Genomic DNA, 26841 nt, shown 5'->3' on the forward strand with positions numbered 1-26841 from the left:
ACCGGGGCGGGGTCAGTCCATACCAAGCTTATCAATGTCTGAACAACCAATGGCAACTCATCAGCGCTGATTTAGAAATGATGCAAACCGAAGGCTTTGCTGCCACTAAACAAGTTGATCCTAACATTATTATAAAGAAAAAAAACGGCCAGGACACTGAAGTACAAGATGGCTGGAAAGGCCATATACTACCCTTTAATTTAGTGCAGCAAATTTACTTAAGTGATGACTTACGGGCTCTGGCGGCTAAAGAGTCCCGCTTATCGGAAATAGCCAGCACGCTGGAAGAAATTTTAGAATCCTTGACCGAAGAAGAGAAAGAACAAGATACGGTCAAAGAAAACAAAGACGGCTTTGCCAATGTCGAATTAAGCAAGGCAGCCAAAGCCTTCTTGAAAGCACAAAAAGACAGCAATGTTAAATTCGCAGAAGATAGCTATGAAGCCAAAATCATTCGCGCGAATAAACTCAGCGATGAAGAAAAAAACCTGAAGAAAACGGTCAAAGATGCCGCCACCGCCCTGCACCTAAAAACCAAAACAACCATCGAAGCATTAACCGAGGAACAGGTGAACAACCTGCTGCACCTTAAATGGATTGCGCCATTAAACATCGAACTCGCTGCTATGCCAAACGCCGTGATTAGCCAGCTTACCAGTAAGGTACAAGCCCTTGCTGATAAATACGCCGTCACCTATTCGCAGGTAGCCAATGAGATAAAAACCACCGAGCAAGAGCTGGCGGAAATGATGGGCGAGCTTACGGGTGATGACTTTGATCTACTGGGCTTGGGCGAACTCACCAGTTTACTGAAGGGTGAATAAGATGAGTGTGGAGAAGAAAGTGCCAGACATTCGTTTTGAAAAGTTTAGAGAGGAATGGGAGATGAAGCCATTTGGATCTTGCTTTGTCAACGTACCGAACAATACTCTTTCTAGAGCAGACTTAAACCACAAAACAGGATTGGCCAAAAATATTCACTATGGGGACATATTAATTAAATTTGGCGAAGTTCTGGATGCAAGAAATGAGCCATTGCCTTTTATTACAAACGATGACGTAGCCAATAAGCTAAAACATGCCGCCTTGCGCAATGGTGATATTATCATTGCAGATGCGGCTGAAGACAGCATGGTTGGAAAATGCACAGAGTTATATAATATAGATGAGCAGTGGATTCTTTCTGGATTGCACACGATTGCTGTTAGACCTACGTTGTCTTTTGCTTCTAAATATCTTGGATACTACTTAAACTCATCTTCATATCATGATCAGCTTTTGTCTTTGATGCAGGGTACAAAAGTACTATCAATATCAAAGACAGCACTACAGAACACGAATGTTAAATTCCCAAGGATTTCAGAAGAACAGGCCCAAATCGGAAACTATTTCCAAAAGCTAGACGCGCTGATCAGCCAACACCAACAAAAGCATGACAAGCTCAACAGCATTAAAAAAGCCATGTTGGAAAAAATGTTCCCAAAACAAGGCAAAACCATCCCAGAAATCCGCTTTAAAGGGTTTAGTGAGGAGTGGGAAAACAAGGGTATAACAGATATTTCTAAAGTTTTTATTGGGTTAGTAACCACCATGACTACTTCGTATAGAAGCCATGGGGTACTACTAATAAGAAATTCGGACATAAAAAGTAATGGATTTGAGTTTTCAGCGAATCAAATTTATTTAGATCAAAAATTTGCTGATGAAAACTCGAGTCGAAAACTAATGCTGGGTGATATTGTAACAGTTCATACAGGGGATGTTGGCACTTCTGCTGTTGTTACAGAAAAAGAAGAAGGTTCTATAGGATTTGCAACCATTATTTCAAGGCCAAACAAGAATATTGTTAATTCAAATTATTTGAATGTATTCCTTAATACGGACTTTCATAAAAATTTTGCACTCAATGTATCTACAGGTGATGGCAGAGCTAATTATAACTTAAAGGACTTCTATAAACTGAATGTCCCACTTCCTGTTATTGTGGAGCAAGAAAAAATAGGGTTATTCTTCCAAAAACTCGACGCACTAATCAACCGACACCAACAACAAATCACCAAACTCAATAACATCAAGCAGGCCTGCTTAAACAAAATGTTTGTATAAGGAGCGTACATGATCACTTTCAAAACCGAAGTACAATTTGAGCAGGCCTTTATTGAGGTACTAACCAACAAAGGTTGGGAGCCGGATATACTCAAAAACAAAAGCGAAGAAGATTTACTGCAAAATTGGTCTTCGATTTTATTTGAAAACAATCGCCAGCAAGATCGCTTAAACGATGTCCCGCTTACTGCAACTGAAATGCAGCAAATTATTGAGCAAATTAAAGAACTTAAAACACCACTCAAGCTCAACGGTTTAATTAACGGCAAAACCGTAGCCATTAAGCGCGATAACCCAGCCGATACTTTGCATATGGGTAAAGAAGTCAGCTTAAAAATATACGATCGCCAGGAAATTGCTGCAGGTCAAAGCCGTTACCAAATTGTACAGCAGCCTAAATTTGAACGCAGCAGCCCTTTGCGTAACGACAGACGAGGTGACGTGTTGCTACTGATTAACGGTATGCCAGTGATCCATGTAGAGTTAAAGCGCAGCGGTATCCCGGTTAGCCAGGCCGTAAACAAAATTGAAAAGTACAGTACAGAAGGCTTATTTAGCGGCCTTTTTTCACTCATCCAGGTATTTGTGGCTATGGCGCCAAACGAGACCAAATACTTTGCCAACCCCGGACTAGACGGCAAGTTTAACCCCGATTATCAGTTTAACTGGGCCGATTTTAATAACGAACCCATGAACTACTGGAAAGACATCGCCTCTACCTTGCTTTCTATCCCTATGGCGCATCAGTTGATTGGCTTTTATACCGTCGCCGACGATACCGACGGCGTGCTTAAGGTAATGCGCAGTTATCAGTATTACGCCGCCAATGCGATATCAGACAAAGTAGCCAAAACCAACTGGCAACAGCTGGGTAGCGCTAATAACCCTGATCGTCTCGGGGGTTATGTGTGGCATACTACCGGTTCGGGAAAAACCATGACCAGTTTTAAATCGGCGCAGTTAATTGCACAATCGAAAGATGCCGATAAAGTGATTTTTTTAATGGACAGGATTGAGCTGGGTACCCAATCTCTGACGGAATATCGCAATTTTGCTAGCGATGGTGAAACCGTTCAAGCTACAGAGAATACTCATGTACTCATTACCAAATTAAAAAGCAGTGCAACTTCCGATACGTTAATTGTTAGCTCCATTCAAAAAATGAGTAATATTTTTGAAGAAGCTGATGATGAGGGAACAGCAACAAATTCAGCTGATATAGAAAAAATCCGTGCTAAGCGCCTGGTATTTATTATTGATGAAGCACATCGCTCAACGATGAGTGGAGGCAAAGAAAATAAACTAGGCATGCTGGTAAGCATTAAAAAAACATTCCCTAAGGCACTTTTTTTTGGTTTTACCGGCACGCCAATTCATGATGAAAATAAAATCAATAGCAATACTACTGCTGATGTATTTGGTAACGAGTTGCATCGCTATAGCATAGCCGATGGTATACGTGATGGTAACGTTTTGGGCTTTGATCCTTACAAAGTACCTACTTTTAGAGATAGTGATCTTAGGAAAGAAGTTGCATTAGAACAAGCTAAGGCTAATTCGGTTTCTGATGCGATGGCGGATCCCGCTAAAAAGAAAAAGTTTAATCACTTTTTAAATGACGTACCGATGGCTGGCTATAAAGATGCCACAGGCAAATACCATAAAGGCATTGAAGACTATGTACCTAAAAGCCAATATTTAACGGCTACCCACCAGGAAAAAGTCGTCAGTGACATTTTAGATAAATGGGATGTACTCAGCCAAGGAAATAAATTTCACGCAATTTTAGCCACAAATAGCATCGCTGAAGCGATTGACTATTACCGGCGTTTAAAAGCGGCCAAACCTGAGCTAAAAATCTCAGCCTTGTTTGATCCAAATATTGATAACGACGGTAGCGATGACCGAGGCCCAACGTTTAAAGGCGATGGGCTGGATGAAATTATGAGTGACTACAATAAGCGTTATGGCCACGATTTTGATTTTGCCCGCCACGCCGCTTTTAAAAAAGATTTAGCGGCACGCCTTGCTCATAAAAAACCTTACGAACGCATACATACCGAGCCTTCAAAGCAATTAGATTTATTGATTGTAGTGGATCAAATGCTCACTGGTTTTGATTCTAAATGGCTTAATACTTTGTATTTAGACAAGGTAATAAAATATCAAAATATAATTCAAGCGTTCTCACGCACCAATCGCTTGTTTGGTCCCGACAAACCTCACGGCATCATCCGTTATTACCGCTACCCACATACAATGGAGCAGCACATTAATGCTGCGGTAAAACTCTATTCCGGCGATAAGCCTATCGGCTTGTTTGTTGACAAATTAGAAAGCAATCTTAAAGCCATAAATGAATTAGTAGCTGACATTACCGAGCTGTTTGTTACCGCTGGTGTGGAGAATTTTGAAAAACTGCCAGACGATATAGAAGCCTGTGCCCAATTTGCCAAGTTGTTTAATACCTTTAACCAGCACCTGGAAGCGGCTAAAGTACAAGGCTTCCATTGGGAACAGTCGATCTATTCCTTTACTGAAAATAATGCAGAACATGAAGTAACGCTGGCTATAGACGAACAAACTTACCTGAGTCTGGTCCTGCGCTATAAAGAATTAACAGCTAAAGGTGAGCACGATGGTGCAGGTGGTGGCGATGTGCCTTTTGATATCAGTGGTTATTTAACTGAAATAGATACCGGAAAAATCGATGCCGACTATATGAACAGCCGCTTTGATAAATACTTAAAAGAACTGAACAAACACCAGGCCCCAGCGAGCATTGAAACTACATTAAATGAGTTGCACAAGTCGTTTGCATCGCTCACCCAAATCGAGCAAAAGTATGCCAAACTCTTCTTGCACGACTTGCAGCGCGGTGATGCACAGTTAATTGAAGGCCATACTTTTAGAGACTACATCAACATCTACAAAAATAACGCTGAAAATGCGCAAATAAACGCAGTTATTAACGCTCTTGGTTTAGATAAAGAACTGCTCATAGCATTAATGGTTAATAGTGTTAATGCGAAAAATCTAAACGATTTTGGTCGCTTCGACGCATTAAAAGAATCGGTAGATAAGGTAAAAGCAAAAATATATTTTGAAAAACAAGATGGCGTAAGCATGCCTTTATTTAAGTTGAATATACGTATCGAGCAGTTTTTAAAACAGTTTATTTTAGCACAAAATGATGAATTATTAAGTAGCGAAGATTTTGTTGATAATATGAAATCATGACGTATCACCTCACTCAGCATAAGTACTGCCCTGCTTATGCTGAGTGTTGATTTTTCATAAGTATTTCTTCAATACGTTTGTATTGATTGAATCAGGTGGAGCGGAAAAGCGAGGACAGCCTTGCGGCAACCCGATTTCAGACACAAAAAAAGCCGCCCTTAAGCGACTTTGATTTGCATCTTTTGGTGCCGAAGGCCGGACTCGAACCGGCACGGGTTATAGCGGCTTAGCTTGCTTCAAGAATCATTGTTAACTCATTGAACTAGCGAGACTAAAGCTCATAACCCCGGCACATTTCACAGACTGTTTAGCCATGAAAAAGCCCCGACAACATAACCGGGGTTTGTATGAGTTTCAAGAGAGATCGTTATCTAGTTTTAGATCCCTGCGGGAATTACCTCGTGCGGATAGCTATCCCCAGCTACATGCGCCACCTGTTCCAAGGGAAACGCTACTTTATGAAAAGCACAGGGACACGAGACATACGGCAAGCGCGTTTGTTTCGCGATGCTATTGCTCTGGAATGGACTCGCTTACGGAATCTGCTTAAGCCACAAGGCGGCTCATCTGTAGACCAAATCATTGATGAGCTACGCCGTGTCAGTGTGTACGCCAAGGAAGCCCCCGCATCATTTGGTGCATCGGTTCAGGCTTGCCCTTCCCTACTTAAAATGCGCGATCTGTATCTTCTCCAATACAGCGAGAAGAGAAAGCTGACCACGCTATCCAAGACCAACAAAGCCGTAGAGGTGCTGTTAACCCACCTGAAAAAGAAAGATATTCAGTTGCGGGATATTAACCGAACCATAGTTACAGGCTGGTTAGATAAGCTCAAAACTGAGCGAGCGCCCCAAACCATCCAGAACTATATAAGCGCACTGGCGCAGATATGGGATCTGGCACGCAATCGCTATCACGATGCACCACAGGACAATCCTTGGCGCGGCCATGCGCTCGAAGCAAAAAGCAGCAAGGTCAGCTATGAAGTCTTCGCACCGGGCGAGCTAGCAACGGTCTATGCTTTGCTTGATGACGAGATGAAGGCGGTAACGGCTATTGGTGCTTACAGCGGTATGCGGATCAATGAAATATGTACACTGCGTGAGAGCAGTATTAAAACTATCGAGGGCGTTTTGTGCTTTGAGATCACCGAGGGGAAGACCAAGAGCGCGGCACGAATCGTCCCTGTACACAGCAAGCTAATTCCCCTCGTGAAATCATTGCTTAAAACCACGCATAACGGCTTTCTGTTCTATCACGCGTCAATTACAGACCGGGCGGATGGGAAACGCTCAACGTGGCATACGCAGCAGTTCACACGGGCAAAGCGTAAAGCTCTTGGCGAACTTGCCGCAGAGAGGAAAGTGTTTCATTCACTCCGCCATGCGTTTGTGCAGCAGCTCGACCGTGCTCAAGTGCCAGAGGATCGTATTGCCCTGCTCGTCGGCCATGAGCGCGGGAGTACAGAGAGCTTCAAAACTTACTCGAAAAATGCAGCTTCTCCAGTAGAAATGAGGAAGTATGTAGAATTAATTAATCATAGTGGTGTAGATTAAATTTAATAGGGGCGAGCGAATCGCTCGCCAGTGATAAAATGTTACCGGGTGGTGCGCAATGGATTTACAAGCATGGGATAATATCGTTTCAATTGCATCTAACTCAATTACCACAATTGGCGTTATAGCTGGTTTAATCTTTGGAGGGAAGAAGGTTAATGAGTATTTTAAAACAAAAATGAATGACGCTGCATTTATTTCAGCAGTTAACTTATATGAAGAAGTGGTAAATGTAAGAGACAGACATGGCAGGGTGAGATTGCTATTAAATTACGCGATAGGGAAAACAGAAGAAGCATTAACGCAAAATCGACCAATTGACCTTACAACTTACATAGAGATCCAAAGGATTGGGCTTGATTCATTTGAGGCTTCGTTATCTATCAGCAAATGTTTTACGAGAGCCTCAAGCTACGGAAATATTATTAAACCCCCAGCACTAGAAGAGTTAAATGCGCTACTCGACATCTCCAATAAGATGACAAACACGGTCAACTCTTTTTTCGGTAAAGCAATATCTGCATCTACAGCAAAGGTGCCTAACCAAGAAGAACTTGGTGAATTGAGGGCGCTATACAAATCATTTACAGAACAACAGTTGGAATATAATGAAAAATGTTCTAACTTCCAAAATATACAATTTAAAGACGCATTTTATTTTTAGTATTGCCGGGGCGGTTCGCCCCGCAGTTATGGATATAACACGCCAATACCATTGTATTGCTTGCGATAGCTGCAAACCATATCCCTTAAATTCGTAACGCTAACACCACACGTCCGCCCAACGTAGCGGCCTCCCTCCGCAGCGTTAGCAGAACGATGCACCACAGCACGCACGCGCCCGGTTCGGTGGCAGTGATCCAGCACGGCAGACGCAAGGCGCAGCGGCTTACCTGTCACTGCACAGCGTCGGTATTGATAATTCCACAAGAAGACACGGACAGCGGCCACGTCAGCGCGGCGCAACTCCAGCCGCCCGGAACCATTCAACAGGAAGCGATACACATCTTCGAATACAGCAGCATTTGTAATCCGTTCTGCCAGCGGCATGTTGCCGAGGTGTTCCAGATAGCCCCGCATCGCTTTTCTTAGTAGTTGGTATGTCCGTGTAACCATGATTCAAAGTCTCCATTGTCAGAGGCAGCCCGCTTGCAGGCTTCGTATTCTTCGCGCTGGCGTTGGCATACCAGAACATAAAGCTCATCAGCCATCGCATTAACGCGTTCGTCACTGATACCGTTGCGGCGCATTAGCCCCAGCAGCTTACGAAATTCAGCTTCAAGCTCAGACTCTCCGGTATCCATTACCCACTGTTTCAGGTCAGCGAGTGCGCCAGCCATTGGCGGCGGCTCGATGTACCGCCACCTTAATTTAATCGTGGTTGTCATCTTCTTTATCCTCTCTGTAAGCCGGGTGCATTGCCCGGTATTGCTCTATGGTCAAACCCTCGCTGGCCGCTGTAAGCCGTTCCTTTTGCTTACCAGCCAATCGCAAGGCGCTGTCTCTCCAGCAGAGCAGAAAGAAGATTGTCAGCACCTGCTTACTCAAGCCACCCAGCAGATCGCCAAGCCCTTGCTCCAGCAGACAGGCACGCCATGCAGCGGCGTGCTCCGTCATAGCACCCACTATCGGGACAGGTGCGCCGAGCATTGTCGCAAGCTGACTCATAACACTGTTAGCATCGCCCGGATGCAGCCGGGGAATAGTCATGCGGCCAGCCTGCGCCAACAGTTCGGCGTACCGCTGGCGGCGCGGGTCATCATCTGCCAGCGCTCTAATCGGCTTTTCATCAGCCATTAATGGAACCTCCGAGGATTAGGCAGCCTGCAATAAATCGGCTGGCGTTGAGGGATGGTATCTGGCTTTAACTTTCAGGTACGCGGCACGCGCCGCCGCTTCGGTAGTGAACAAGCCAAGGTGATGGCGTACACCATCAACGCGTATGTAAGCCTCCCATTTGCTACAACCCTTATTCCAGCTATACCCCCTTGCCTTGCGTCGGTTCTGGTCGTTTTCCCGCTGCGTAACCAAGCGCAGATTGCATAGGCGGTTGTCGTCACGGATACCATTGATGTGATCGATCTGCTTACCGTGAGGAATAGCGCCATGCGCAAGAATCCACGCCACGCGATGGGCTTTTAGCTGGTACTGCTTGCCATCAAGTCGCAGGGCAACTTGACGATAGCCATCAGCTCGCCGGGTGGAGTCAGCATAGGAGCCAGCCTTAACCCGGCGTCGGTTAGCTTTATGGTGCAGGCGACCTGTCACCGGGTCATACAGAAAAAGGGAGCACAGCAGCTCAGGGGCGCAAGCATCATTAGTCATGACTCTGCCCCTCCAGTTACCCAGCCTGTCGGAAATTGATAACGCAATCAGGGCGACGCAGCCCAACGTTGAACAGGCGATATGAATCCATCACCATTGTCATTTCGCGCTCATCATCCCACTGGCGATTAGTGATACTTTGGGCTTCCACCGTCACAAGTACAGACGCAGGCCGGAACAGCGTCGCCCTCGTCATCGCTTCCTCTGCGGTAACGTCATAATCAGCGCCCAGTTCATGCCCGGTAATGGCTTCCTGCGGGTAACTGTTCAGCTCAATGACACGCACCCCAGCGACATAGCCAACACGACGCCATGCGTAATCGTTGCCACTATCCCGGCTGTAACGGACGTTCATCAGCTTCTTATGTTCCATCAGGATGCTGAACCAAGCCGGGTCGATAAGCAGTACCAGCTCCGCCACCGGAATATCTTTCTCAGTCAAGAATCGATTAACAGCAGCTTTGATAGCGTGAACCAGTTCGTTAGCTGCATCCTCTTCGCTCCCCGCTGTCAGGTCGAGCGATACAACATTATCCGTTAGTGGGTTAAACGTTGGTTGCAGTGTCGGCGGCGGTACAAAGTCAGTCGCTTTGATTAGCTGGATGGTGTGCGCTTCGTCGTAGAATTTAGCGTGAGCAGTACCGATATTGCGGCTCAGCTCTGCGCGAAAGGTAGGAGCTGTCCAGTCATCCTGATAGTCAATCGGGATGCGGATATAGCTCAGCGTATCCACAGAGATAACCAACTTGTCCGACTTAACGGTGGTAAGCTCCAGCGATTGCCCTGCGGTTCTACCCTTCACCTCAAGATCACCACTCAGGCGATCAATGCGGTATTGGTTGCTGGCTGTCAGCGGCTTGTATGTGCTAAGCCCCTCGGCCAGAAAGACGCTCTTTGCCTCAAGACGGGTCTGAACGTCCCGGTCATACGCTTCAATGTGAATGTCGTTGTCAGCATCTACACCGCCCCAGTGCGGGCGGAATTGGTCAGGGGTATAAACATTGTCAGTCATAGAAATAGCTCCCGCGCCAGCGTTAGCCAGCGCGATTTATGGAAAAGGGGAAAAGAGAATGGGATGAATCAGGCAGCAGCTTTTTCAGCCGCCACCTCAAGAATCAGGCCGATAAGCGCGAAGGCAGGCCAATGGGGATTAAGCTCGTGCAGGTGCGCAACGCCCCCACCAAAAGCATCGCGCATATCAGCACCAGAGATGCCCGCGCGTTTGGCCGCCCGGCGCAGCAATCGCAGCTCGGAGCCGGGAACATACGCCGAGGGCATACGCACGCCAAAGCGTGAGGCGAGCCGCCGCCAGTGAGTTTCATCAACAAAGTCTTGTTTAAGCTGGCTGGCGTTCGCTTTCCAGTGTTCAATCCTTGCGCTACGGGCAGCCCTAGCCGCTGCCACGTTTTCAGGTGTCAGTAAGGTCATTGTCAGATCTCAATGCAAAGTGGGTTTATGTGTGGCGTTTGAGAGGTAATTTCGCGTTTTACAGGCGCAGGTATACGAATGCACATCTGGCGATGTACAACGCGATTCAGGCTCTAAAACGTAAGGTTAAGACGTGGGGAAGACAGGACAGGCGATTGCTTAACGGCCAGCGCGTTTGCCAGCGGAGCGCTGCGCAACCAGAGCGCGGTATTGATCGTCGTACTGGCGATGGCCGGGGCCATACCCTGATTGCTGCGCCCACTGCGAAAGCTGGTCATACGCCGCGATAAACTCCGCATGTGACATTCCAACAGATTGCGCGGCAGGCTGGCCGTATGGGTTTCCCTGTGCAGAAACGTACCCGGAAGCAGAACCAGCAGCCATACGTTCTTGCAGGTACTGAACCGCCCGCTGCATCTGTGCAGGGTCGCCAGACATAACCATACGTTCAAGGGTGGATTGCGTCCCAGCGTCGAGTGTGCCAGCGTACTGCAACATCGCGTCAACTGTCCCCTGCCCTAGCTGGCTTTCGACAGACTGGTGAAACTGCCCCATTAACCCTTGTAGCTCGGCGGTGTACTCAATAGATGTTCCATCCATCAGGGGGATAGTATCGCCCATCTGCGCCCCGGCGCTGTCCGCGTTTTGGTCTTGCTGATTAGCAATGTTGCTATTATTCCATTGGCCGCCATCATTGCCGTTAACGGGCTGGGTACGGAGGAAATCAGCATCAGCAGGCGCAGAGCTAAAGCGGGATGCGCCATTGTCAGCGCCAACAGGTGCAGCCATGTATGGCGATTGCTGCGACGCAGTATCAGCGCCCGAAAGGTACGGATTAACATTCTGGTCAGCCATGATTATGCAACCTCTTGTGATGTAACTCGGCGGTGTGCCAGTTCAAGTAAAAGCATGTGCGCGTGTACGCATCGGGCAGGAATCATCTTCTGTCCGTGGTACGCTTTGCCGAGATCTTGTCTGTCGATCTGGTACACATGAGCCAAATCGATTTGGCGTAGATTTAAGGCGTCAGCAATGAATTTCAGTTGTTGCCCGCAATCAGCCGCGCGGCGTGGCTCCATTAAAATGATGGTGCTCATGAAATAATCCTCAGTTAAATAAGCCCGTGACGGCGTAGCCAACGACGCTCACCAACGGAGCCGCGCGGGCGTTGTTTCGGATTCTGGTTTAGTGTTTGGCCGGGGCCAGTTCGCCCCTCCCCGGACAGGTTCTGCGTCAGCACATCCCAACCCCGTGATTCTATCGGCGCGTATCCTTCGCGTTGTTCATCAAGGTTCACGTAGAGATCAGGGTTAACGGCAGGGTGCAGCGATTCGTTCTCTGCCATCATGCAGCCTCACTGAATTTGGAATTAACAGATTCCAGAATGTCGGGATAGCTCCATCGATTTCTCAGGCAGCGTTGCACATGCGCGATGGCCTCAACAGGGACGCCCAGCTTTTCGGCAATTTCTGCGACAGGCCAACCGAAGCGCTCTAACTTGTGGATCTCATCTAAATCAGCAGGCACTATCTTGCGCACTGCTTTTACTTTCTCCGGCTTTGCTTTAACGGCTTTCGGCACTGGGTGCGTGTGGGCGTTAGTGAACCGAGAATGCGCGATAGCCAGCACTGTTTCAGGGCGAATCAGCATATCGCGGGCAATCATAAACTCTGTATCACGGTGCAGCTTGCCGGGCTTATAGCGGCTGCGGATGGCGCTGTACTCCGCCAACGTGATATCAGCATCGTTTTTCCACTGGTCTGCCAAGTCATCGACATAGACGCCACGGATTACACGGTCGATGTCGCTCGGGCTGAAACCAGTGGCCGCAGCGATTTGCTCGTTATTCAGAAGCTGTTTGTACACCAGCGTGTTGATGTGCTGGATATCCACAATGGTTAAGGTCGCGTTACTGGTGGTTGTCATATTGGAACTCTCCATCAAAGTTAATCGAATCTTCTACAAGGTCTTTAATCAAAGCGAGGCTGGTTGCGGTGTGGACACCACCGCTGCGCCGGGTGTTGTCGTACATGGCTTTGGCCTGCTTCTGGTACTTCTCAGGCAGTGAGGCGAACCACTGGCGAAAGTGTTGTGGCGTCATCAATCATCATCCTCAAATACGCGATTAAACGATGCGTCAGGCGAGTCGGCGGCGTTCTGCTTGAGGAAGTTCACGCAGGATGACAACTCGGCAGCAGCCATGCGGGATTCTCCTGCCTCGTCTTCCCGGAGCCTGCGAGTTAACGCACCCAGCAGCAGGGTCTTTAACTCCCATGTCCCGGTTTCAAATTCAGATTTCGTCATTGGTGGTTATCTCCAACAGGTAACAGGCCAAGCGCCCGGATGTGCTGTATTACTTCTTGATGCACGGGCTTCGGCAGGAACAAGCGGCGGGCAATAGCGGCGTAAACTTCATCAGGCGTCTTGCGCACTGGATGCACTCGGCCATTGAAAACCCGATCAGAAAGGCGGACAGCTTTCCAGCGACGCGAACCATCCGGCCTTTTCATGCGGTTCAGCACAGCGGCCAGACACTCCCACGGCTCACAATTATTCAGCAGACAATACCGCTGTAGTGGCGTACTTGCTTGACGTAGCAAAGCCTCACGGTTAAGGGTCTGGCGATGACGCTCAGCCAATCCATCAAAGGAATAGCCGTTCAGGGCAAAGGCTAATTGTGCGGTGACGAGCGCATCCGCACGCGCAGCATGACGCTGCGCATGTTCGGTAACAGGCATATGATTAACTCCAGAGAATCAGGGAGAGCCTTTCGACTCAGAGGTATTTAGCGATGTACTGCCAGTTGCAGTTTTCAGGGCGGTAGAAGTAAGCAAGCTCATCAGGCGCAGCATCCAGCGCCAGCGATGACCACAGCAGAAACGCGCGAGCTGCCTGCCCGTCACGTCCGGCGCGGCCAACCATTTGCACTAAATCGGGCAGGTCTTCGGGAACATAAGTGACAATTACGTTACGCACGTCAGAGATATCAGCGCCGAGGCCAAAGGCTTTGGTCGCCACCAGAACAGCACCCGGCGTGCTGGCGAACCACGCAGCGTTCGCATGGCGCTGGTCACGGGGCAGTCGCTTGACGTCAGAATGATAAGGCCGGGCGCGGTCTCCCAGCTCATCGAGATACGCGTAAAGCATTTTTATGCTGTCCACCAAAATTAAAACTTTCTCATCCTCCGGCAGAGCATCAACCAGACCAACGGCAGCCCGGCGCTGGGTTTCACATTGCCGAACAGGAACAAGCTGGATGTTTTCACGGGCAGCGCTGGCGCGGAAGGTGAGAAAATCACCACGGCAGCCCAGCTCTTGCATCAAGGCAGCCTCATCACCTTTTCGCAAAGTGGCAGTGAACGCACAACGCTGCGCAGCGGGGAAGGCATTTTGCAGGGTATGCTTCATCGCGGGGAAAGCGGCGCGGAACTCCCAGTCCTCAACGGTGTGAACCTCGTCTATTATGAACCTGTCCACACCAGCGGCCATCAGTGCCGCCAGCACCTGACTACCCGGCACCAGATGCTCAGGAGAAACGACAATCACCCGAAACGCCCCGGCAGCCAGCCCCGCAAGTTGCTGCGCATTACGCCGCTTCGGTAGTTTATCGCCAAAGGCCACCGCGTGAACGCCAGCCTCCCTTAACTGCTGTAGCACCTGCTGCTTGATGGTGTTCGTCGGCACAACGATAACGGTCAGCCCCTCGCCAGCACCGGATTCAAATTGCAGGGCATAGGTGAATGCAGCCGTCTTTCCGTACCCGGTCGGTAGTACCGCCAGCATATCGCGGTCACGGGCAAACACAGCGGCGGCTACGTCCTGCTGTCCGGGTCGCCAGTCGCCACCGTCTGGCGGCGGCAATGGCACAAACGCCGGGCGGTCGCATTGCTCCAGCTCGCGGAACCTGTACGGCGCAGTAATCAACGGCGGGATGGACGGCGGCAGGTCAGCGCCCCCAATGTCACAATGCAGATTCAGCGTATTGAATTTATCATCTGTGGGTTTCAGCTCACCGCACCATAGCTGACGGAAAGCCGGGCTTTCACCCAGTCGCGTAAAATCAGCATGGCGCATAGCTTCCAGTTGGCCCATACCCCGGCTGATTCTTTTCAGGGTGGCGTCATCGCAAATCAGAAACTCACGGCAGGCTTTGAGAAAAGCATTCTGCCCGGTTGTCGATTCGGGTACGGCGTGCTCGCGCGGTTTCAATGCGGCATCGTCTACGCGGACGCCGGGGATATCTGGCGGCAGCGGGTCAACATAACGAGCAGGCTTCTTGTTGAGCCACATTTCTATCTCAGCGCGTCGGCAATGAATAGCGTCGCCGGGCTGGATGACTTGCCGCAACCCAGTGTCAGAGCGCTGTTTTTGCTTCTTCGGTTGAACACCGTGCAGCGCTCGCCACTCCCGCAAGGTCATCGCGGAGCCATCTGCATTGTAATAAAACTCCTCGGTCTTTGTGTTGTATGCCGCCTTAACGGGTTTACGTTTCACGGGACATATCTTGGAACGGCGGATAACAATCCCGTCAGCAATCATTTGCTGTACATCTGCGTTTGCAGTATTGAACGGGTCAGCGTCAGCAGCCTGCGCAAGCAAACGGCGTAGATTCGTTGGCATGGTGAAATCTCCAAAAAGTAAGGTGAGTATAGAATGGGGCGTAGGACGGCAGCGCCGGGAGTGTGGCAGTCTGTTCTTCTTAGTGGAGGTTTTTATTGCAGCGGTGGCAGTGCTCCGTCTCCCCACAGTAGATGCCCTTATATGGTTATTTTTTAACCATGGCTCTCTCAAGCCTTGCTCTATCTGACTTTATGGATGATTAGGCGATAACTTTTGGTAGGTTTGGCGGGACACTAGAATGGGTGTGGTTAGGAGCGGCATTGTGAGTACCATATCCCAATATAGTAGCCTTCATTGGGTGGAATCCGGCAGGATGACAGACGGCAAAACGTGAACGCAGTAGGGCAGTATAGTGATAGGGCGCAGGGGTGAAGCCCTGAGATGAGTACCTGTGAGGGGGTGGATAAGGAAGATGATACGGCAAATACAGTACCGATAGAGAGTACCGTACCACTACTCTATCCCCCGCCGCGTTGACTGCCCGGCAAGCGCGGTTGCGTGGAGGGCCGAGCATCACAGCGGACGCAGGCCGATGAATGAACCGCAGGCGAATGAAAGCGGACTCGCAGACGCGAGAAGCGCAGCCAGTGTAGAGCGAAAAGCGATAACACTGATTAGGAGAAGGGATGAAAGGGAAGAACCCTTTTTTGTACATGTATTTTAAATGCAACTTTAAAGATACTACTAACGTGTTAACCAGCCTCAAATCTAGCTTAGTGATTGGACAACACAGCCTTTGATCCCTTCCCCTGCCCTATCCCTCGAATTGTTCAGTGATAAATCACATTCACAATCTGATCTCGATGTTCATCGTCTGGCACGGCTAAAGCCCCGCCACCTCTTCATATCGAGAGCCGCAAGTAAAACCGTATACTATAAAGAGAGGATATTTTTGCTCTACGTCACATTTGACACGAACTAATTATGGCGTTTTAAATCTGCACTTGAAAAAACGATGCCCAAGTTTCTTAATGTTAATGGATGTATGGAAGGTTGCCTCTTGAAATGCACATCATTAGGTAACTCATTGATTAAAGTTATAACTTTAAGAAGGGATTTGATTCATGCCTATTAGTGATCATGATTACGTTAACTTTTCGCAAGACCACGAATTAAATTATGTGCTGACACGCGTGGGTAAGCGTCAGACAGAGGCAAACCGTTCTACATTACGTGTTATGGGGACTGAACTCAAAGGCGTATTACGCAAGACAATGGTTACTCATAAAGAATTTTTTGAATACGTTAAAACACAGCTCCGTCGCTTAGAATAAGCTAATCAGGGGCAAGTCTAAAAACCTGCCCCTATAATTTTATCTACCTGCAAGTATCTCCCGCTTGATACGGTAGAACGTTGCCCGGCTTATCCCGGCAGCTTTCATGATGTGCTCTGGTTTATTCCCAACAGTAAGCATAGCGCGGACAGTTTCACGGGCGCTCTCATCCTTAGACTTCCCGTTATATTTCCCCTCTGCTTTGGCACGTTCGATGCCCTGCGCTTGGCGTGCTCTGCGTGTCTCGTAGTCCACTCGTGCCATCGTAGCGAGGATATCAATCAGCATTGCATTAACGGCTCTCAGAATGCCCTCTGTAAGCTCTGACGCTGTATCGTTCAGTAGTTGCCACGAGGTTGGTAGGTCAACGGCAACGATAACCAGCCCCTTATCCTGAATCCTCTGTTTCAGTGTCGCCCACTCCTTTTGCGTGAGGCGGCTTAGCCTGTCGATGCTCTCGACAAGTAAGACCTCTCCGGCCTGCGCATCATCCAGCAGGCGCATCAGTTCAGGGCGAGCGAGCCTTGCACCGCTGGCGTTCTCGATGTACACCGCTCGCACAGGCCAGCCCCGCTCACTGGCGAACTCTCGCAGCAAGCCCAGCGCCCGGTCTGCGTGTTGCTCTGCTGTACTGGCGCGGCAATAGATAAGCGCATTGTGTGCCATGCTTCCCCCCTAAGTCTCAATGAAATATCACAGCAAGACCTATAAGAGATCACATCAACAATGTGTAGTCAATAGAGTTTTATAGATAGTCAAATGAGACAGTGTGTCTATGTCTTTATCAGGTATACCCAAACGAGACAGACACAAGCGCAGGCAAGAGCAGCACCCAGCATCAACGCAAAGTGCTTTAACAGTGGAGATTCAGGAGTGATTTAGCGTTTAAAGAGAAGAGTAACCCTAACCCACAGTCTCATGATCAGAACGCGAAACAGGGTCATAAACGCCACAGAGGAAGGCAAATCGATATACAGCCCGCCCAGCCTTCGGCTGGGAGAGGCGCACGGGGGGAGTTGAAGCCTTAACCGTCGAGGGAGGCGCAACCGTAAGCGTGCAATTTTTCAAGCCGGGAGTTAGCTATAGGCTAACGGTAGAATGCGGCTTGTAGAGGTAGTGCGCACATACCCAGTACAACAGCATTACTCCACGCGCACAAGCCCCTGAGAGCCGCTTGGGATGGGGGTTTTAGAGGCGCAAATTCAAACATGCGGCAGATACTACATGTACCGGATAAGATGTTACGAAAACTTGTTACTCCTCAAGCGGGATGAGCTTTTTGCCCGTGTCTTCGAAGAATGAAAATGAAGCCCAACGATATGTATATAACAACGCAAACTTGCCAGCATGCGTCTCAATAATTTCTTTTAAATATGACTTGCGTTTATTACCCTCCGGGAATTGAGCCGCAAAGTTTACTATTGCTCTTGATGACAGCCCACCTCCGTTTCGCATAAAGAGAATAAAATCACTCCCTCTAAGCACATTAAACTCTGCACAATTCGTTGAGTCATTATCAAACTTGGCAACTATATCTTTTATTTTGTCATACAGTTCAATCATACCCACAAAAATCTTGCCATCGGCCAGCTGTATATTTCTTTTGTTTAATTCGGATATATAACTTGTATCATCAACTTTGCCAATCGGATATCTGGCCTGAAGCACAATATCTTGCGACGCAATTTTTAATAATTTTAATTCATCAACAGTTAATGCCAATTCTAAATCAATAGCCATCCTATCCAGTTTATGACCGTAATCGCGAAACTTAGTGTCTATAGTATCTTTTTGCGCACCAAGATTCATTAAAAGGATCGCGGATTTTAATAACATTTCGAAAGCATACCCCAGCAGCAACCTGCTAGTTTTATCAGTTGAGGATGCTATGTCGATATATTCATGCACAACGGGAGATTTCTTATCTGTAATCTTAAAAAGGTTTTTATTTCGTTCACCTTCACTTCTCAATAGCTTTGCTGATAAATACAGTTTTTTGGACTCAGCTAACCAAGCCTTGCGGTCAAAGATACCTTTTCCATTTTTCTGTGTGATAATTTCACTCTGCATTTCCAGCCCTTATATTGTTAAATAAAATCCGTAGCTCATCCGGGACCGATACCGTAGCAGTTATAGCCAACAACTTTCAGGAGGGGTTCAAATTCAATTGTGCCCATATCCTCGATCCGTTGCCAGTCTCGTTCAACCTCATCAGGGTTGAGACCACCCAGCGTAAAAGCATTAGTGACAATGTGTCCGGTATGCTCATCTTGTAATCCGTTGATATCTTCAACAGGTAAATGGCCGAGATATAGATTTTGTTTTACAAAAAGCCGAAGAGTTAAGGTGACTTCCACCTTATCACCGTATCCATTATCAATTTGAGTTTTAACCCCCTCAAATATCAATAACTCATCATGTTCTCCCGGTTCACTAGGTAAAGCACCACTATCCCACCGAGACTGAGCAAGCCCTAACGCCGTACCCAATAGCTCGTTCTCCGGGCTGTAGACTGGCAACTTGTAAAACTCATTCGGAATTAGCAGAGGTTTAGGAGCAGAACATCTAATGCCAAAACTCATGAAACTGTTTCTGAAATCACACAATACAGGGGCAGTCACTTCCGCCCGCCATTTATGGTCGCCTGTAGAAACTGGGCGATAAAGCGCAATTTGTAATTTCTGTGCACGCCGCAAAGCTGATTTAGTAAAACCAGCAGGACAAACCAACGCTCCCTGATGCGCACATACGTCCTGTACTAACCCGTGAAACTCTTCAACGCCTTTGACATCCACCGGATTTGCGTAGTCTTTGCAATCAATAACAATACGCATCTTGTACTGACCAATGGACTGTTCCACCAGAACATCCACCTGCCTTTTAGTTTCGCTCTGGATACCATCAAGCATCACATTGTGTTGCACTACAGCATCAGGAGAAAGCTGCTTTTGAATCATGGCAACAAGTTGTTCGAGAGCTTTCCAATCGGGAATCTTATTTTTATCTTGACCAGCCATTGTACCGCTCCGTTTGGGTCTTATATGTAAAGATACCACTGGAGCAACTTGAAGTAGAAACTCATTCCGCTATGTTGATATACAAGATAGCCATAAAGCCCCGTTGGTGGTAAGACAACAAGCGGAGCCTCTGGCGACTTCATCAGGGTTATGTCAGTTAGTGAGGCTTATCAGGATGACCATGTACCCAAGGGGAGCGAGGCCGAACCGCTGGCAGAGCTTGCATATGGTCTGCAAGTACCGTGACCACCATAAACCTGTTTATCCCCTGCGGCGTCTCGCGACGGCGACAGAACGGGGGCATCGGGCTAAAATGCGCTTCACTAAAAGTTTTTGGGATTGTTTAGAGACGGTGGCTACGTCATAGCTTTCAAGTTGAGTCAGTACGTGTTTGACGCTTGGAACTACACGCCGCTATGAGTTAACATCCCAATTACCACTATCAACCACAGCGGCTTTTTCAAGGGACATAACAGAGCATTTCTTACAGGCAAAAGAGACAGATTTTATTCTCTAACTAGCTGTATTGTAAGGAATTTAGTGACTTGGTGCCGAAGGCCGGACTCGAACCGGCACGTATTTCTACGGTTGATTTTGAATCAACTGCGTCTACCGATTTCGCCACTTCGGCACTGAAGGGGATGCGGAAACGTTGTGGATTATACCTGTCGCGCGCCGCCATGCAAGCGACGACGCGCTAAACCAGCGCTAAGTGCCCAAAAAACCAGCGCCCTTCATTACTCCAGCTCAGACACCGCCAGCCGAATCACCCCAGCCGCCTTTTGCTCCGGCAGCGCCAGCACCTTCGCCCACATCTCCTGCACCATATCGCAGGAGAGCTTCTCTTTGCCCGCCGCCTTCTCCGGCATCTGCAGCAGCTGGATGTCCTCGCCGTACTTATCGGCAAGTGCCTTCATAATCGGCCGCACGTCCTCGACGGCCGCCTTGCGTTCGGCCTGGGTCACGGTGTGGCGGTTTTTGCCGTAGGCCGCGCGCATCATGTCGGCGTCGGCCTGCATGCGCCGCGCCATCAGGTCTTTATCCAGCATGCGCATTGGGTTCACGCCGCCCTTCACCGTCGGGTAGAGGAAGCGGAAACAGGCATCGTCGCTCACCTTCTGGATGGCGGCGGTCTGCTCCATATTGATGGTCATGTAGTTCACCACGTTAGCGTCCGGGGCGTTTTGCAGACGCGACATCTGCAGATGCAGGATCTGCGGCTGGATGGTGTCGATAATCTGCTGCTCCGGCTCGCCCGCTTTTTGCAGGGCGGCCATCTGGTCGAGGATGCGCTGATGCAGCGCGGGCTCCTGCTCCTTAATCACCTGCCAGGCGGGCATGTCGTTCAGCGCGGTATTTAACTGCTGCTCCGGGCTCTGCTGCTTTTTGTCGAAGAACACCCAGAACGCCACGGCGGCGGCTACCACAACAACCATCACGGTACGGGTCCACGTCTTATTCATCTCGCATCCTTATCCTTGAGTTGTGCCGGTTTAAACCGGCACGCCGCTGTGGAAGCGAAACTCGTGGTCCGGTGTCGAGATAAGTGTGGCTTCAATTTCGCCAAAATGCTTTATACGCGGTGAGATATCGTCGTCGCTCACCTGCCGGGCAAGCGTCAGGTAGTCCTGATAGTGGCGCGCTTCCGAGCGCAGCAGCGAGAGATAGAACCTCTGCAGGTCGTCGTCGAGGAACGGGGCCAGCGCGGCGAAACGTTCGCAGGAGCGGGCCTCGATGTAGGCGCCGCAGATGAGCTTGTCGATCAGCGTCAGCGGTTCGTGAGTGCGCACTTCCTTCAGCATCCCTTTGGCGTAGCGGCTGGCGGTGATTTTGACGTACGGAATGTCGCGCGCCAGCATCGCCTCGCGCACCTGCCAGAAGTGGTGCAGCTCCTCTTTAATCAGCAGCACCATGCTGTCGATGAGCGCCTGGCCCCACGGGTCGTCGGTTTTGGGCATTACGCTTTTGCCAATCTGCCTGTGCAGGGCGATGAAGTCCGGCTCCGGGCCGTCGCGGAAGGTGAACTGTTCGTAGGGCTTGAGCCAGTCGAGCAGCGCGTCGGCACCGCTTTCGTCGGCGACGTATTTACGCACCAGCAGCAGCGCGGTCTGGGCGGCCTTGAGCTCGCACACCATGTGGTCGGTGAGCAGCAGCGGCAGGTTCGCCGGGTCTCGGGCTTTATCAATCCATGCTTGCGGGGTCGGGCACTGGAGGAAGTTGAGTACGGGGGCGAGTATTTGCGGGTAATCCATGGTTCTGCCTTGAAAAAGCGGTGGCGCGCGCCACCGCCTGAAACGCTTAGTGACGCACGCCGTCGTCGTCTTCGTCGACGTAATCTTCGTCGTCGCCTTCTTCGCCGTCTTCACCGTTCGGATCTTCGAAGTAGGTTCCCCAGCCGTCGTATTCCACGTCAAACTTCTCGGCCAGGTTCATCAGCTGTTCTACCTGCGCGTCGATAAGCTCCGCCTTCAGCGCGCCTTCGCTCAGGATGTCGCAGCAGATGACGGTGTCGCCCTCTTCCACTTCCAGCTCTTCCGGCTCGGTCACTTCGTAACCCAGCTTGAAGGCTTCCACGGCCAGTTTTTCCAGCGCGTCGAAATCATCCGCAGAGAAATGGTGCTCGATGGTGTACAGCGCGTCCGGATCGCTACCGTCTTCCAGCAGTTCTTCAATAATCAGACGCGTCTCTTCGCGTTGCTCTTCCAGGTGTTCCGGGTTTGCCATGGCTCAATCCTCTTTAAAGTGCGGCAGATACTTCTATTTTCACACACGGACGGGTTTGCCTCCACCTTTGTAAGAAAGATTTATGAAACGGGGTTGCAAATGAATAATTACACATATAAAGTGAATTTTAATTCAATAAGTGGCGTTCGCCATGCGAGGATAAAATGTCCGATTTATACAAGAAACACTTTCTGAAATTGCTCGACTTTACCCCTGCTCAGTTCACTTCTCTGCTGACCCTTGCGGCACAGCTCAAGGCCGATAAAAAAAATGGCAAGGAAGTACAGAAGCTTACCGGTAAAAACATCGCGCTCATCTTCGAAAAAGACTCGACCCGTACCCGTTGCTCTTTCGAAGTTGCCGCATTTGACCAAGGCGCGCGCGTTACCTATTTAGGGCCGAGCGGCAGCCAGATTGGGCATAAAGAGTCAATTAAGGATACCGCGCGGGTTCTCGGGCGGATGTACGACGGCATTCAGTATCGCGGCCACGGCCAGGAAGTGGTCGAGACGCTGGCGCAGTATGCGGGCGTGCCGGTGTGGAACGGGCTGACCAACGAGTTCCACCCGACACAGCTGCTGGCGGACCTGCTGACCATGCAGGAGCACCTGCCGGGCAAGGCGTTTAACGAGATGACGCTGGTCTACGCGGGCGACGCGCGCAACAACATGGGCAACTCGATGCTGGAAGCGGCGGCGCTGACCGGGCTGGATCTGCGCCTGGTGGCTCCGAAGGCCTGCTGGCCAGAAGAGAGCCTGGTGGCGGAGTGCAGCGCGCTGGCGGAGAAGCACGGCGGGAAAATCACCCTGACGGAAGACGTGGCGGCGGGCGTGAAGGGCGCAGACTTTATCTATACCGACGTCTGGGTGTCGATGGGCGAAGCCAAAGAGAAGTGGGCGGAGCGGATTGCGCTTCTGCGCGGGTATCAGGTGAACGCGCAGATGATGGCGCTGACCGGCAACCCGAACGTGAAGTTCCTGCACTGTCTGCCGGCGTTCCATGACGACCAGACCACGCTCGGCAAGCAGATGGCGAAAGAGTTCGACCTGCACGGCGGGATGGAAGTGACGGACGAGGTGTTTGAGTCGGCGGCGAGCATCGTATTCGACCAGGCGGAAAACCGGATGCATACCATTAAGGCGGTGATGGTGGCGACGCTTGGGGAGTGATTTGGTCCTCTGAGCGCTGCTGCCCTCACCCCGGCCCTCTCCCACAGGGAGAGGGAGTAAACCCGTTTAGCCGATCAGCATTTTCACCACAACCTTGCGCACCTGCGCCGGTGCCCCCACCGCGCACAGCGGCTTATGCACCTCGCCCGGCCAGAACACAACAAAATCCCCTTCGCTCAGCACCACGGTTTTCTCCTGCTCGCCTTCCGGCAGGAACGCGATGTCTCTATCCTCCAGCCAGTCGGTGTCCGGCGCGCCATGCGGCAGGGTGCTGAAGGTCATCCCCTCCTGACCCTTCATCACGATCTGAATATCCAGATAGCGCGCATGGTACTCGGCGCGGCGCTCGCCGAACGGCTGGGTCATATCTTCCGAGACCAGATAAAACAGGCTGTTGCCGTTAACGTCGTGCCTGCCGAGCGGCGTAGCGTCGGTGACGTGGGCTTTGACGTGCTCAATGGCCTGGCGCAGCGCGTCAGGTAGCCAGGGCTGCAGATGGTGGATGTTGCCGATAATCATGTGAAATACCTCTATGTAAAACAACGTTTCATTTTTTCTTTTATACGAGAGTTAAGGCTGCCATACCAGCCCTTTTTGGAAGAGGTTTGCGCGAGCGCATGTTTATCGGAAAATGTGTTAACCCACTGTTAATCCTGTCCAGGCAATTATGCAGGGGTTATGCATAACCTTAATCAACGCTTATCTCACGACTGCTCTAACCTCTTGATCATGCTCTCTTATTAACAAAACCCGTTGCCGTCTCACACTTTACTGTTTTGATAATTTGCTCTAAAAAACCATAATTATTTATTGATTTTTCTTAAGTCAAAAATAGTTAATTACGTTAATTGCATAGTCATTCTTGCACATGATATTTATCATTTAAAATCAGCAACATAACGATATATTTCAAAAGATTAAAATCTACAAAATAATAACAACCTCAAATAATGCCACCGGATCCTGCTTAGCTATTCACCCCTCAATAATATGAAATTAATCATTATCTGATGCGAATCATGCAAATGAAAACAAACCCCTTAATATCCGGTTTCGCGTGAGCAATATCACAATACGGATTATTTAACCGCCTAGTATGAATCACGAAATCAATTGAGCTTAGCCGCCATGAAATTAAACACATCACATGGCGCATGCCCTTTTTATTCTGAAAAACAGTTAAAGGAATAATTATGGAAAAGCATTACGTCGGTTCTGAAATTGGTCAATTGCGTAGCGTTATGCTGCACCGTCCTAATTTAAGTCTGAAACGTTTAACGCCATCAAACTGTCAGGAGCTGCTTTTCGATGACGTGCTCTCGGTTGAGCGGGCGGGTGAGGAGCATGACATCTTCGCCAACACGCTGCGCGAGCAGGGTGTGGAAGTCCTGCTGTTGACCGACCTTCTGACACAAACCCTTGATATTGCAGAAGCGAAAGCCTGGCTGTTGGATACCCAAATCTCTGACTATCGCCTCGGCCCAACCTTTGCCGGCGATGTGCGCGGCTGGCTGGCGGATATGCCGCACCGGGAACTGGCGCGCAGACTGAGCGGCGGATTAACCTACGGCGAAATTCCGGCGGCCATTAAAAATATGGTGGTGGATACCCACACGGCGAATGATTTTATTATGGAGCCGCTGCCGAACCATTTATTTACCCGCGATACCTCGTGCTGGATCTATAACGGCGTCTCTATTAACCCAATGGCCAAACCGGCCCGTCAGCGTGAAACCAATAACCTGCGGGCAATATATCGCTGGCACCCGGCGTTTGCCAACGGGGATTTTATTAAGTATTTCGGCGACGAGAATATTAATTACGACCACGCCACGTTAGAAGGCGGCGACGTACTGGTTATTGGTCGTGGGGCGGTATTGATCGGCATGTCCGAGCGCACGACGCCGCAGGGCGTGGAGTTCCTCGCCAACAGCCTGTTCAAACACCGCCAGGCCGAGCGCGTGATCGCCGTTGAGCTGCCAAAACACCGCTCCTGCATGCACCTCGACACCGTCATGACCCACATCGACGTGGACACCTTCTCCGTCTACCCGGAAGTGGTGCGCAAAGACGCCCAGTGCTGGACGCTTACTCCGGACGGACGCGGCGGCCTTATGCGCACTCAGGAAACCGATCTGCTGCACGCCATCGAGAAAGCCCTCGGCATTAGCCAGGTGCGCCTGATCACCACCGGCGGCGACGCCTTTGAGGCCGAACGCGAGCAGTGGAACGACGCCAACAACGTTCTGACCATCCGCCCGGGCGTGGTGATCGGCTACGAGCGCAACGTCTGGACCAACGAGAAGTACGACAAGGCGGGCATCACCGTGCTGCCCATCCCGGGCGACGAACTCGGACGCGGACGCGGCGGCGCGCGCTGCATGAGCTGCCCGCTTGAACGCGACGGAATTTAAAGGAGCCATCATGGAACGAAAACCCACTCTGGTTGTGGCCCTTGGCGGCAACGCGTTGCTCAAGCGCGGCGAGCCGCTGGAAGCGGATATCCAGCGCCAGAACATCGAGCAGGCCGCGCGCACCATCGCCGGATTAACAGAACAGTGGCGCGTGGTGCTGGTGCACGGCAACGGGCCGCAGGTCGGGCTGCTGGCGCTGCAGAACAGCGCCTACGACAAAGTCACGCCCTACCCGCTGGACGTTCTCGGCGCCGAAAGCCAGGGAATGATCGGCTACATGCTCCAGCAGGCGCTGAAAAACAATCTACCGCAGCGCGAGGTGAGCGTCCTGCTCACGCAGGTGGAAGTGGACGCTGCCGACCCGGCCTTCAGCAACCCGACAAAATACATTGGCCCGGTGTACAGCGAAGCCCAGGCGAAAGCGCTCGCCGCGGAAAAAGGCTGGGTGTTCAGGGCCGACGGCAGCTACGTCCGCCGCGTGGTGCCGTCACCGCAGCCGAAACGCATCGTCGAGAGCGACGCCATCACGGCGCTGATCCAGCGCGACCATCTGGTGATCTGCAACGGCGGCGGCGGCGTGCCGGTAGTGGAGAACGCCAACGGCTATCGCGGCATTGAAGCGGTGATCGACAAAGACCTCTGCCGCCCTGCTGGCGCGCCAGATCGAGGCCGACGCCCTGCTGATCCTGACCGATGCCGACGCGGTGTACCTCGACTGGGGCAAGCCGACCCAGCGCCCGCTGGCGCAGGTGACGCCGGAGCTGCTCAGAGGCATGCAGTTCGACGCCGGATCGATGGGCCCGAAAGTGGCCGCCTGCCGCGAGTTTGTTGAAGCCTGCAACGGCATGGCCGGGATCGGCGCGCTGGCCGACGGCGCGGAGATCCTCGCGGGCGAGAAAGGCACGTTGATTCGCAACTGAGTCGTTTTCCCCTCACCCTAACCCTCTCCCTAAGGGAGAGGGGACGAT

At 50.4% G+C, this 26841-nt stretch carries 28 protein-coding genes, 1 tRNA gene and 2 pseudogenes; 10 read left to right on the plus strand and 21 right to left on the minus strand.

Features of this window, described 5'->3' with window-relative positions; all coding sequences use genetic code 11:
- The 5 genes and pseudogenes from UTM25_RS08225 to UTM25_RS08245 form a co-directional block, all read left to right on the plus strand.
- Positions 1–824 (plus strand): annotated as a pseudogene (locus tag UTM25_RS08225) (type I restriction-modification system subunit M); the annotation flags it as partial.
- 1 nt (position 825) lies between these two features.
- Positions 826–2106, plus strand: a complete 1281-nt coding sequence (locus UTM25_RS08230) for a restriction endonuclease subunit S (RefSeq protein WP_194401535.1) — start codon at positions 826–828, stop codon at positions 2104–2106.
- Between the two features lie 9 nt (positions 2107–2115).
- The gene (locus UTM25_RS08235; RefSeq protein ID WP_320714612.1) at positions 2116–5346 is read left to right on the plus strand and encodes a type I restriction endonuclease subunit R, EcoR124 family; all 3231 of its coding nucleotides are present in this window, start codon (positions 2116–2118) and stop codon (positions 5344–5346) included.
- 347 nt (positions 5347–5693) lie between these two features.
- A complete protein-coding gene (locus UTM25_RS08240; RefSeq protein WP_194401537.1) occupies positions 5694–6902 on the plus strand; it encodes a site-specific integrase in 1209 nt (402 codons plus the stop codon).
- A 58-nt stretch (positions 6903–6960) separates the two neighbouring features.
- Complete coding sequence (locus UTM25_RS08245) at positions 6961–7566, plus strand: hypothetical protein (protein WP_194401538.1); 606 nt, start codon at positions 6961–6963, stop codon at positions 7564–7566.
- A gap of 26 nt (positions 7567–7592) precedes the next feature.
- Here UTM25_RS08245 and UTM25_RS08250 read toward each other — a convergent pair whose 3' ends face one another.
- The 13 genes from UTM25_RS08250 to UTM25_RS08310 all read right to left on the minus strand — a co-directional run bounded on the left by UTM25_RS08250 (position 7593) and on the right by UTM25_RS08310 (position 15275).
- Positions 7593–8018: an endonuclease domain-containing protein gene (locus tag UTM25_RS08250; protein ID WP_194401539.1), complete on the minus strand. Its 426-nt coding sequence runs from the start codon at positions 8016–8018 to the stop codon at positions 7593–7595.
- Positions 7991–8290, minus strand: a complete 300-nt coding sequence (locus tag UTM25_RS08255) for a hypothetical protein (protein ID WP_320714616.1) — start codon at positions 8288–8290, stop codon at positions 7991–7993. Before UTM25_RS08255 ends, UTM25_RS08250 begins: the two co-directional genes overlap by 28 nt.
- Positions 8274–8699 (minus strand): hypothetical protein, encoded by a 426-nt coding sequence (locus tag UTM25_RS08260; RefSeq protein ID WP_001598187.1) that lies wholly within the window; start codon positions 8697–8699, stop codon positions 8274–8276. Before UTM25_RS08260 ends, UTM25_RS08255 begins: the two co-directional genes overlap by 17 nt.
- Positions 8700–8717: 18 nt before the next feature.
- Entirely contained in the window at positions 8718–9227 is a 510-nt protein-coding gene (locus tag UTM25_RS08265; RefSeq protein ID WP_194401540.1) for an HNH endonuclease signature motif containing protein, read from the minus strand.
- Positions 9228–9243: 16 nt separating this feature from the next.
- Entirely contained in the window at positions 9244–10239 is a 996-nt protein-coding gene (locus UTM25_RS08270; RefSeq protein ID WP_194401541.1) for a capsid protein, read from the minus strand.
- A 68-nt stretch (positions 10240–10307) separates the two neighbouring features.
- A complete protein-coding gene (locus UTM25_RS08275; RefSeq protein ID WP_194401542.1) occupies positions 10308–10655 on the minus strand; it encodes a hypothetical protein in 348 nt (115 codons plus the stop codon).
- A 159-nt stretch (positions 10656–10814) separates the two neighbouring features.
- Positions 10815–11510, minus strand: coding sequence for a hypothetical protein (locus UTM25_RS08280; RefSeq protein ID WP_137578986.1), 696 nt, complete (start codon positions 11508–11510; stop codon positions 10815–10817).
- 2 nt (positions 11511–11512) lie between these two features.
- The gene (locus UTM25_RS08285; RefSeq protein ID WP_001598182.1) at positions 11513–11752 is read right to left on the minus strand and encodes a hypothetical protein; all 240 of its coding nucleotides are present in this window, start codon (positions 11750–11752) and stop codon (positions 11513–11515) included.
- 247 nt (positions 11753–11999) lie between these two features.
- Complete coding sequence (locus tag UTM25_RS08290; RefSeq protein WP_001598178.1) at positions 12000–12581, minus strand: hypothetical protein; 582 nt, start codon at positions 12579–12581, stop codon at positions 12000–12002.
- Positions 12565–12756: a hypothetical protein gene (locus tag UTM25_RS08295; RefSeq protein WP_001598177.1), complete on the minus strand. Its 192-nt coding sequence runs from the start codon at positions 12754–12756 to the stop codon at positions 12565–12567. Before UTM25_RS08295 ends, UTM25_RS08290 begins: the two co-directional genes overlap by 17 nt.
- Positions 12756–12959, minus strand: a complete 204-nt coding sequence (locus tag UTM25_RS08300; RefSeq protein ID WP_001598176.1) for a hypothetical protein — start codon at positions 12957–12959, stop codon at positions 12756–12758. The genes UTM25_RS08295 and UTM25_RS08300 overlap by 1 nt, the downstream gene beginning before the upstream one ends.
- Positions 12956–13393: a hypothetical protein gene (locus UTM25_RS08305; protein WP_044264644.1), complete on the minus strand. Its 438-nt coding sequence runs from the start codon at positions 13391–13393 to the stop codon at positions 12956–12958. The genes UTM25_RS08300 and UTM25_RS08305 overlap by 4 nt, the downstream gene beginning before the upstream one ends.
- A 37-nt stretch (positions 13394–13430) precedes the next feature.
- Positions 13431–15275 carry a DEAD/DEAH box helicase gene (locus tag UTM25_RS08310; RefSeq protein ID WP_001598173.1) on the minus strand — a complete coding sequence of 615 codons (1845 nt, stop codon included), beginning with the start codon at positions 15273–15275 and terminating at the stop codon, positions 13431–13433.
- Between the two features lie 1064 nt (positions 15276–16339).
- On the opposite strand from UTM25_RS08310, the gene UTM25_RS08315 reads away from it, so the two are divergent.
- Complete coding sequence (locus UTM25_RS08315; RefSeq protein ID WP_001598170.1) at positions 16340–16549, plus strand: hypothetical protein; 210 nt, start codon at positions 16340–16342, stop codon at positions 16547–16549.
- 39 nt (positions 16550–16588) lie between these two features.
- On the opposite strand, the gene UTM25_RS08320 is transcribed toward UTM25_RS08315, so the two are convergent.
- From UTM25_RS08320 to rraB, 7 genes are all read right to left on the minus strand, one after another.
- On the minus strand, positions 16589–17215 hold the full coding sequence (locus tag UTM25_RS08320) for a recombinase family protein (RefSeq protein ID WP_001598168.1): 627 nt from the start codon (positions 17213–17215) through the stop codon (positions 16589–16591).
- Positions 17216–17803: 588 nt separating this feature from the next.
- Positions 17804–18619 carry a hypothetical protein gene (locus UTM25_RS08325; protein ID WP_112018755.1) on the minus strand — a complete coding sequence of 272 codons (816 nt, stop codon included), beginning with the start codon at positions 18617–18619 and terminating at the stop codon, positions 17804–17806.
- Between the two features lie 35 nt (positions 18620–18654).
- Complete coding sequence (locus UTM25_RS08330) at positions 18655–19566, minus strand: restriction endonuclease (RefSeq protein ID WP_094317794.1); 912 nt, start codon at positions 19564–19566, stop codon at positions 18655–18657.
- 546 nt (positions 19567–20112) lie between these two features.
- Positions 20113–20197 (minus strand) — tRNA-Leu (locus UTM25_RS08335).
- A 106-nt stretch (positions 20198–20303) separates the two neighbouring features.
- On the minus strand, positions 20304–21029 hold the full coding sequence (locus UTM25_RS08340; RefSeq protein ID WP_194401544.1) for a topoisomerase II: 726 nt from the start codon (positions 21027–21029) through the stop codon (positions 20304–20306).
- A gap of 30 nt (positions 21030–21059) precedes the next feature.
- Positions 21060–21818 (minus strand): tRNA isopentenyl-2-thiomethyl-A-37 hydroxylase MiaE, encoded by a 759-nt coding sequence (miaE, locus tag UTM25_RS08345; protein ID WP_194401545.1) that lies wholly within the window; start codon positions 21816–21818, stop codon positions 21060–21062.
- A 46-nt stretch (positions 21819–21864) separates the two neighbouring features.
- Positions 21865–22290, minus strand: coding sequence for a ribonuclease E inhibitor RraB (gene rraB / locus UTM25_RS08350; protein WP_023334329.1), 426 nt, complete (start codon positions 22288–22290; stop codon positions 21865–21867).
- Positions 22291–22389: 99 nt separating this feature from the next.
- Here rraB and argL point away from each other — a divergent pair, with 99 nt between their 5' ends.
- Positions 22390–22485 carry a putative translational regulatory protein ArgL gene (gene argL / locus UTM25_RS08355; RefSeq protein WP_213328991.1) on the plus strand — a complete coding sequence of 32 codons (96 nt, stop codon included), beginning with the start codon at positions 22390–22392 and terminating at the stop codon, positions 22483–22485.
- A complete protein-coding gene (argF, locus tag UTM25_RS08360; protein ID WP_023299201.1) occupies positions 22455–23459 on the plus strand; it encodes an ornithine carbamoyltransferase in 1005 nt (334 codons plus the stop codon). The genes argL and argF overlap by 31 nt, the downstream gene beginning before the upstream one ends.
- Positions 23460–23525: 66 nt before the next feature.
- Here the strand turns inward: argF and UTM25_RS08365 are convergent, their stop codons facing one another.
- Positions 23526–23978: a YhcH/YjgK/YiaL family protein gene (locus UTM25_RS08365; protein ID WP_194401546.1), complete on the minus strand. Its 453-nt coding sequence runs from the start codon at positions 23976–23978 to the stop codon at positions 23526–23528.
- Between the two features lie 674 nt (positions 23979–24652).
- Here UTM25_RS08365 and arcA point away from each other — a divergent pair.
- Entirely contained in the window at positions 24653–25873 is a 1221-nt protein-coding gene (arcA, locus tag UTM25_RS08370) for an arginine deiminase (protein WP_194401547.1), read from the plus strand.
- 10 nt (positions 25874–25883) lie between these two features.
- Positions 25884–26793 (plus strand): annotated as a pseudogene (arcC, locus tag UTM25_RS08375) (carbamate kinase).
- The last annotated feature ends 48 nt before the right edge of the window (positions 26794–26841 follow it).

This window comes from Enterobacter sp. 61D5 (assembly GCF_034107965.1).
GTDB lineage: Bacteria > Pseudomonadota > Gammaproteobacteria > Enterobacterales > Enterobacteriaceae > Enterobacter > Enterobacter cloacae_M.

Coding starts and splice junctions, on each gene's coding strand:
- UTM25_RS08230 (WP_194401535.1), top strand. CDS start 826: ATGAGTGTGGAGAAGAAAGTGCCAGACATTCGTTTTGAAAAGTTTAGA.
- UTM25_RS08235 (WP_320714612.1), top strand. CDS start 2,116: ATGATCACTTTCAAAACCGAAGTACAATTTGAGCAGGCCTTTATTGAG.
- UTM25_RS08240 (WP_194401537.1), top strand. CDS start 5,694: ATGAGTTTCAAGAGAGATCGTTATCTAGTTTTAGATCCCTGCGGGAAT.
- UTM25_RS08245 (WP_194401538.1), top strand. CDS start 6,961: ATGGATTTACAAGCATGGGATAATATCGTTTCAATTGCATCTAACTCA.
- UTM25_RS08250 (WP_194401539.1), bottom strand. CDS start 8,018: ATGGTTACACGGACATACCAACTACTAAGAAAAGCGATGCGGGGCTAT.
- UTM25_RS08255 (WP_320714616.1), bottom strand. CDS start 8,290: ATGACAACCACGATTAAATTAAGGTGGCGGTACATCGAGCCGCCGCCA.
- UTM25_RS08260 (WP_001598187.1), bottom strand. CDS start 8,699: ATGGCTGATGAAAAGCCGATTAGAGCGCTGGCAGATGATGACCCGCGC.
- UTM25_RS08265 (WP_194401540.1), bottom strand. CDS start 9,227: ATGACTAATGATGCTTGCGCCCCTGAGCTGCTGTGCTCCCTTTTTCTG.
- UTM25_RS08270 (WP_194401541.1), bottom strand. CDS start 10,239: ATGACTGACAATGTTTATACCCCTGACCAATTCCGCCCGCACTGGGGC.
- UTM25_RS08275 (WP_194401542.1), bottom strand. CDS start 10,655: ATGACCTTACTGACACCTGAAAACGTGGCAGCGGCTAGGGCTGCCCGT.
- UTM25_RS08280 (WP_137578986.1), bottom strand. CDS start 11,510: ATGGCTGACCAGAATGTTAATCCGTACCTTTCGGGCGCTGATACTGCG.
- UTM25_RS08285 (WP_001598182.1), bottom strand. CDS start 11,752: ATGAGCACCATCATTTTAATGGAGCCACGCCGCGCGGCTGATTGCGGG.
- UTM25_RS08290 (WP_001598178.1), bottom strand. CDS start 12,581: ATGACAACCACCAGTAACGCGACCTTAACCATTGTGGATATCCAGCAC.
- UTM25_RS08295 (WP_001598177.1), bottom strand. CDS start 12,756: ATGACGCCACAACACTTTCGCCAGTGGTTCGCCTCACTGCCTGAGAAG.
- UTM25_RS08300 (WP_001598176.1), bottom strand. CDS start 12,959: ATGACGAAATCTGAATTTGAAACCGGGACATGGGAGTTAAAGACCCTG.
- UTM25_RS08305 (WP_044264644.1), bottom strand. CDS start 13,393: ATGCCTGTTACCGAACATGCGCAGCGTCATGCTGCGCGTGCGGATGCG.
- UTM25_RS08310 (WP_001598173.1), bottom strand. CDS start 15,275: ATGCCAACGAATCTACGCCGTTTGCTTGCGCAGGCTGCTGACGCTGAC.
- UTM25_RS08315 (WP_001598170.1), top strand. CDS start 16,340: ATGCCTATTAGTGATCATGATTACGTTAACTTTTCGCAAGACCACGAA.
- UTM25_RS08320 (WP_001598168.1), bottom strand. CDS start 17,215: ATGGCACACAATGCGCTTATCTATTGCCGCGCCAGTACAGCAGAGCAA.
- UTM25_RS08325 (WP_112018755.1), bottom strand. CDS start 18,619: ATGCAGAGTGAAATTATCACACAGAAAAATGGAAAAGGTATCTTTGAC.
- UTM25_RS08330 (WP_094317794.1), bottom strand. CDS start 19,566: ATGGCTGGTCAAGATAAAAATAAGATTCCCGATTGGAAAGCTCTCGAA.
- UTM25_RS08340 (WP_194401544.1), bottom strand. CDS start 21,029: ATGAATAAGACGTGGACCCGTACCGTGATGGTTGTTGTGGTAGCCGCC.
- miaE (WP_194401545.1), bottom strand. CDS start 21,818: ATGGATTACCCGCAAATACTCGCCCCCGTACTCAACTTCCTCCAGTGC.
- rraB (WP_023334329.1), bottom strand. CDS start 22,290: ATGGCAAACCCGGAACACCTGGAAGAGCAACGCGAAGAGACGCGTCTG.
- argL (WP_213328991.1), top strand. CDS start 22,390: ATGAATAATTACACATATAAAGTGAATTTTAATTCAATAAGTGGCGTT.
- argF (WP_023299201.1), top strand. CDS start 22,455: ATGTCCGATTTATACAAGAAACACTTTCTGAAATTGCTCGACTTTACC.
- UTM25_RS08365 (WP_194401546.1), bottom strand. CDS start 23,978: ATGATTATCGGCAACATCCACCATCTGCAGCCCTGGCTACCTGACGCG.
- arcA (WP_194401547.1), top strand. CDS start 24,653: ATGGAAAAGCATTACGTCGGTTCTGAAATTGGTCAATTGCGTAGCGTT.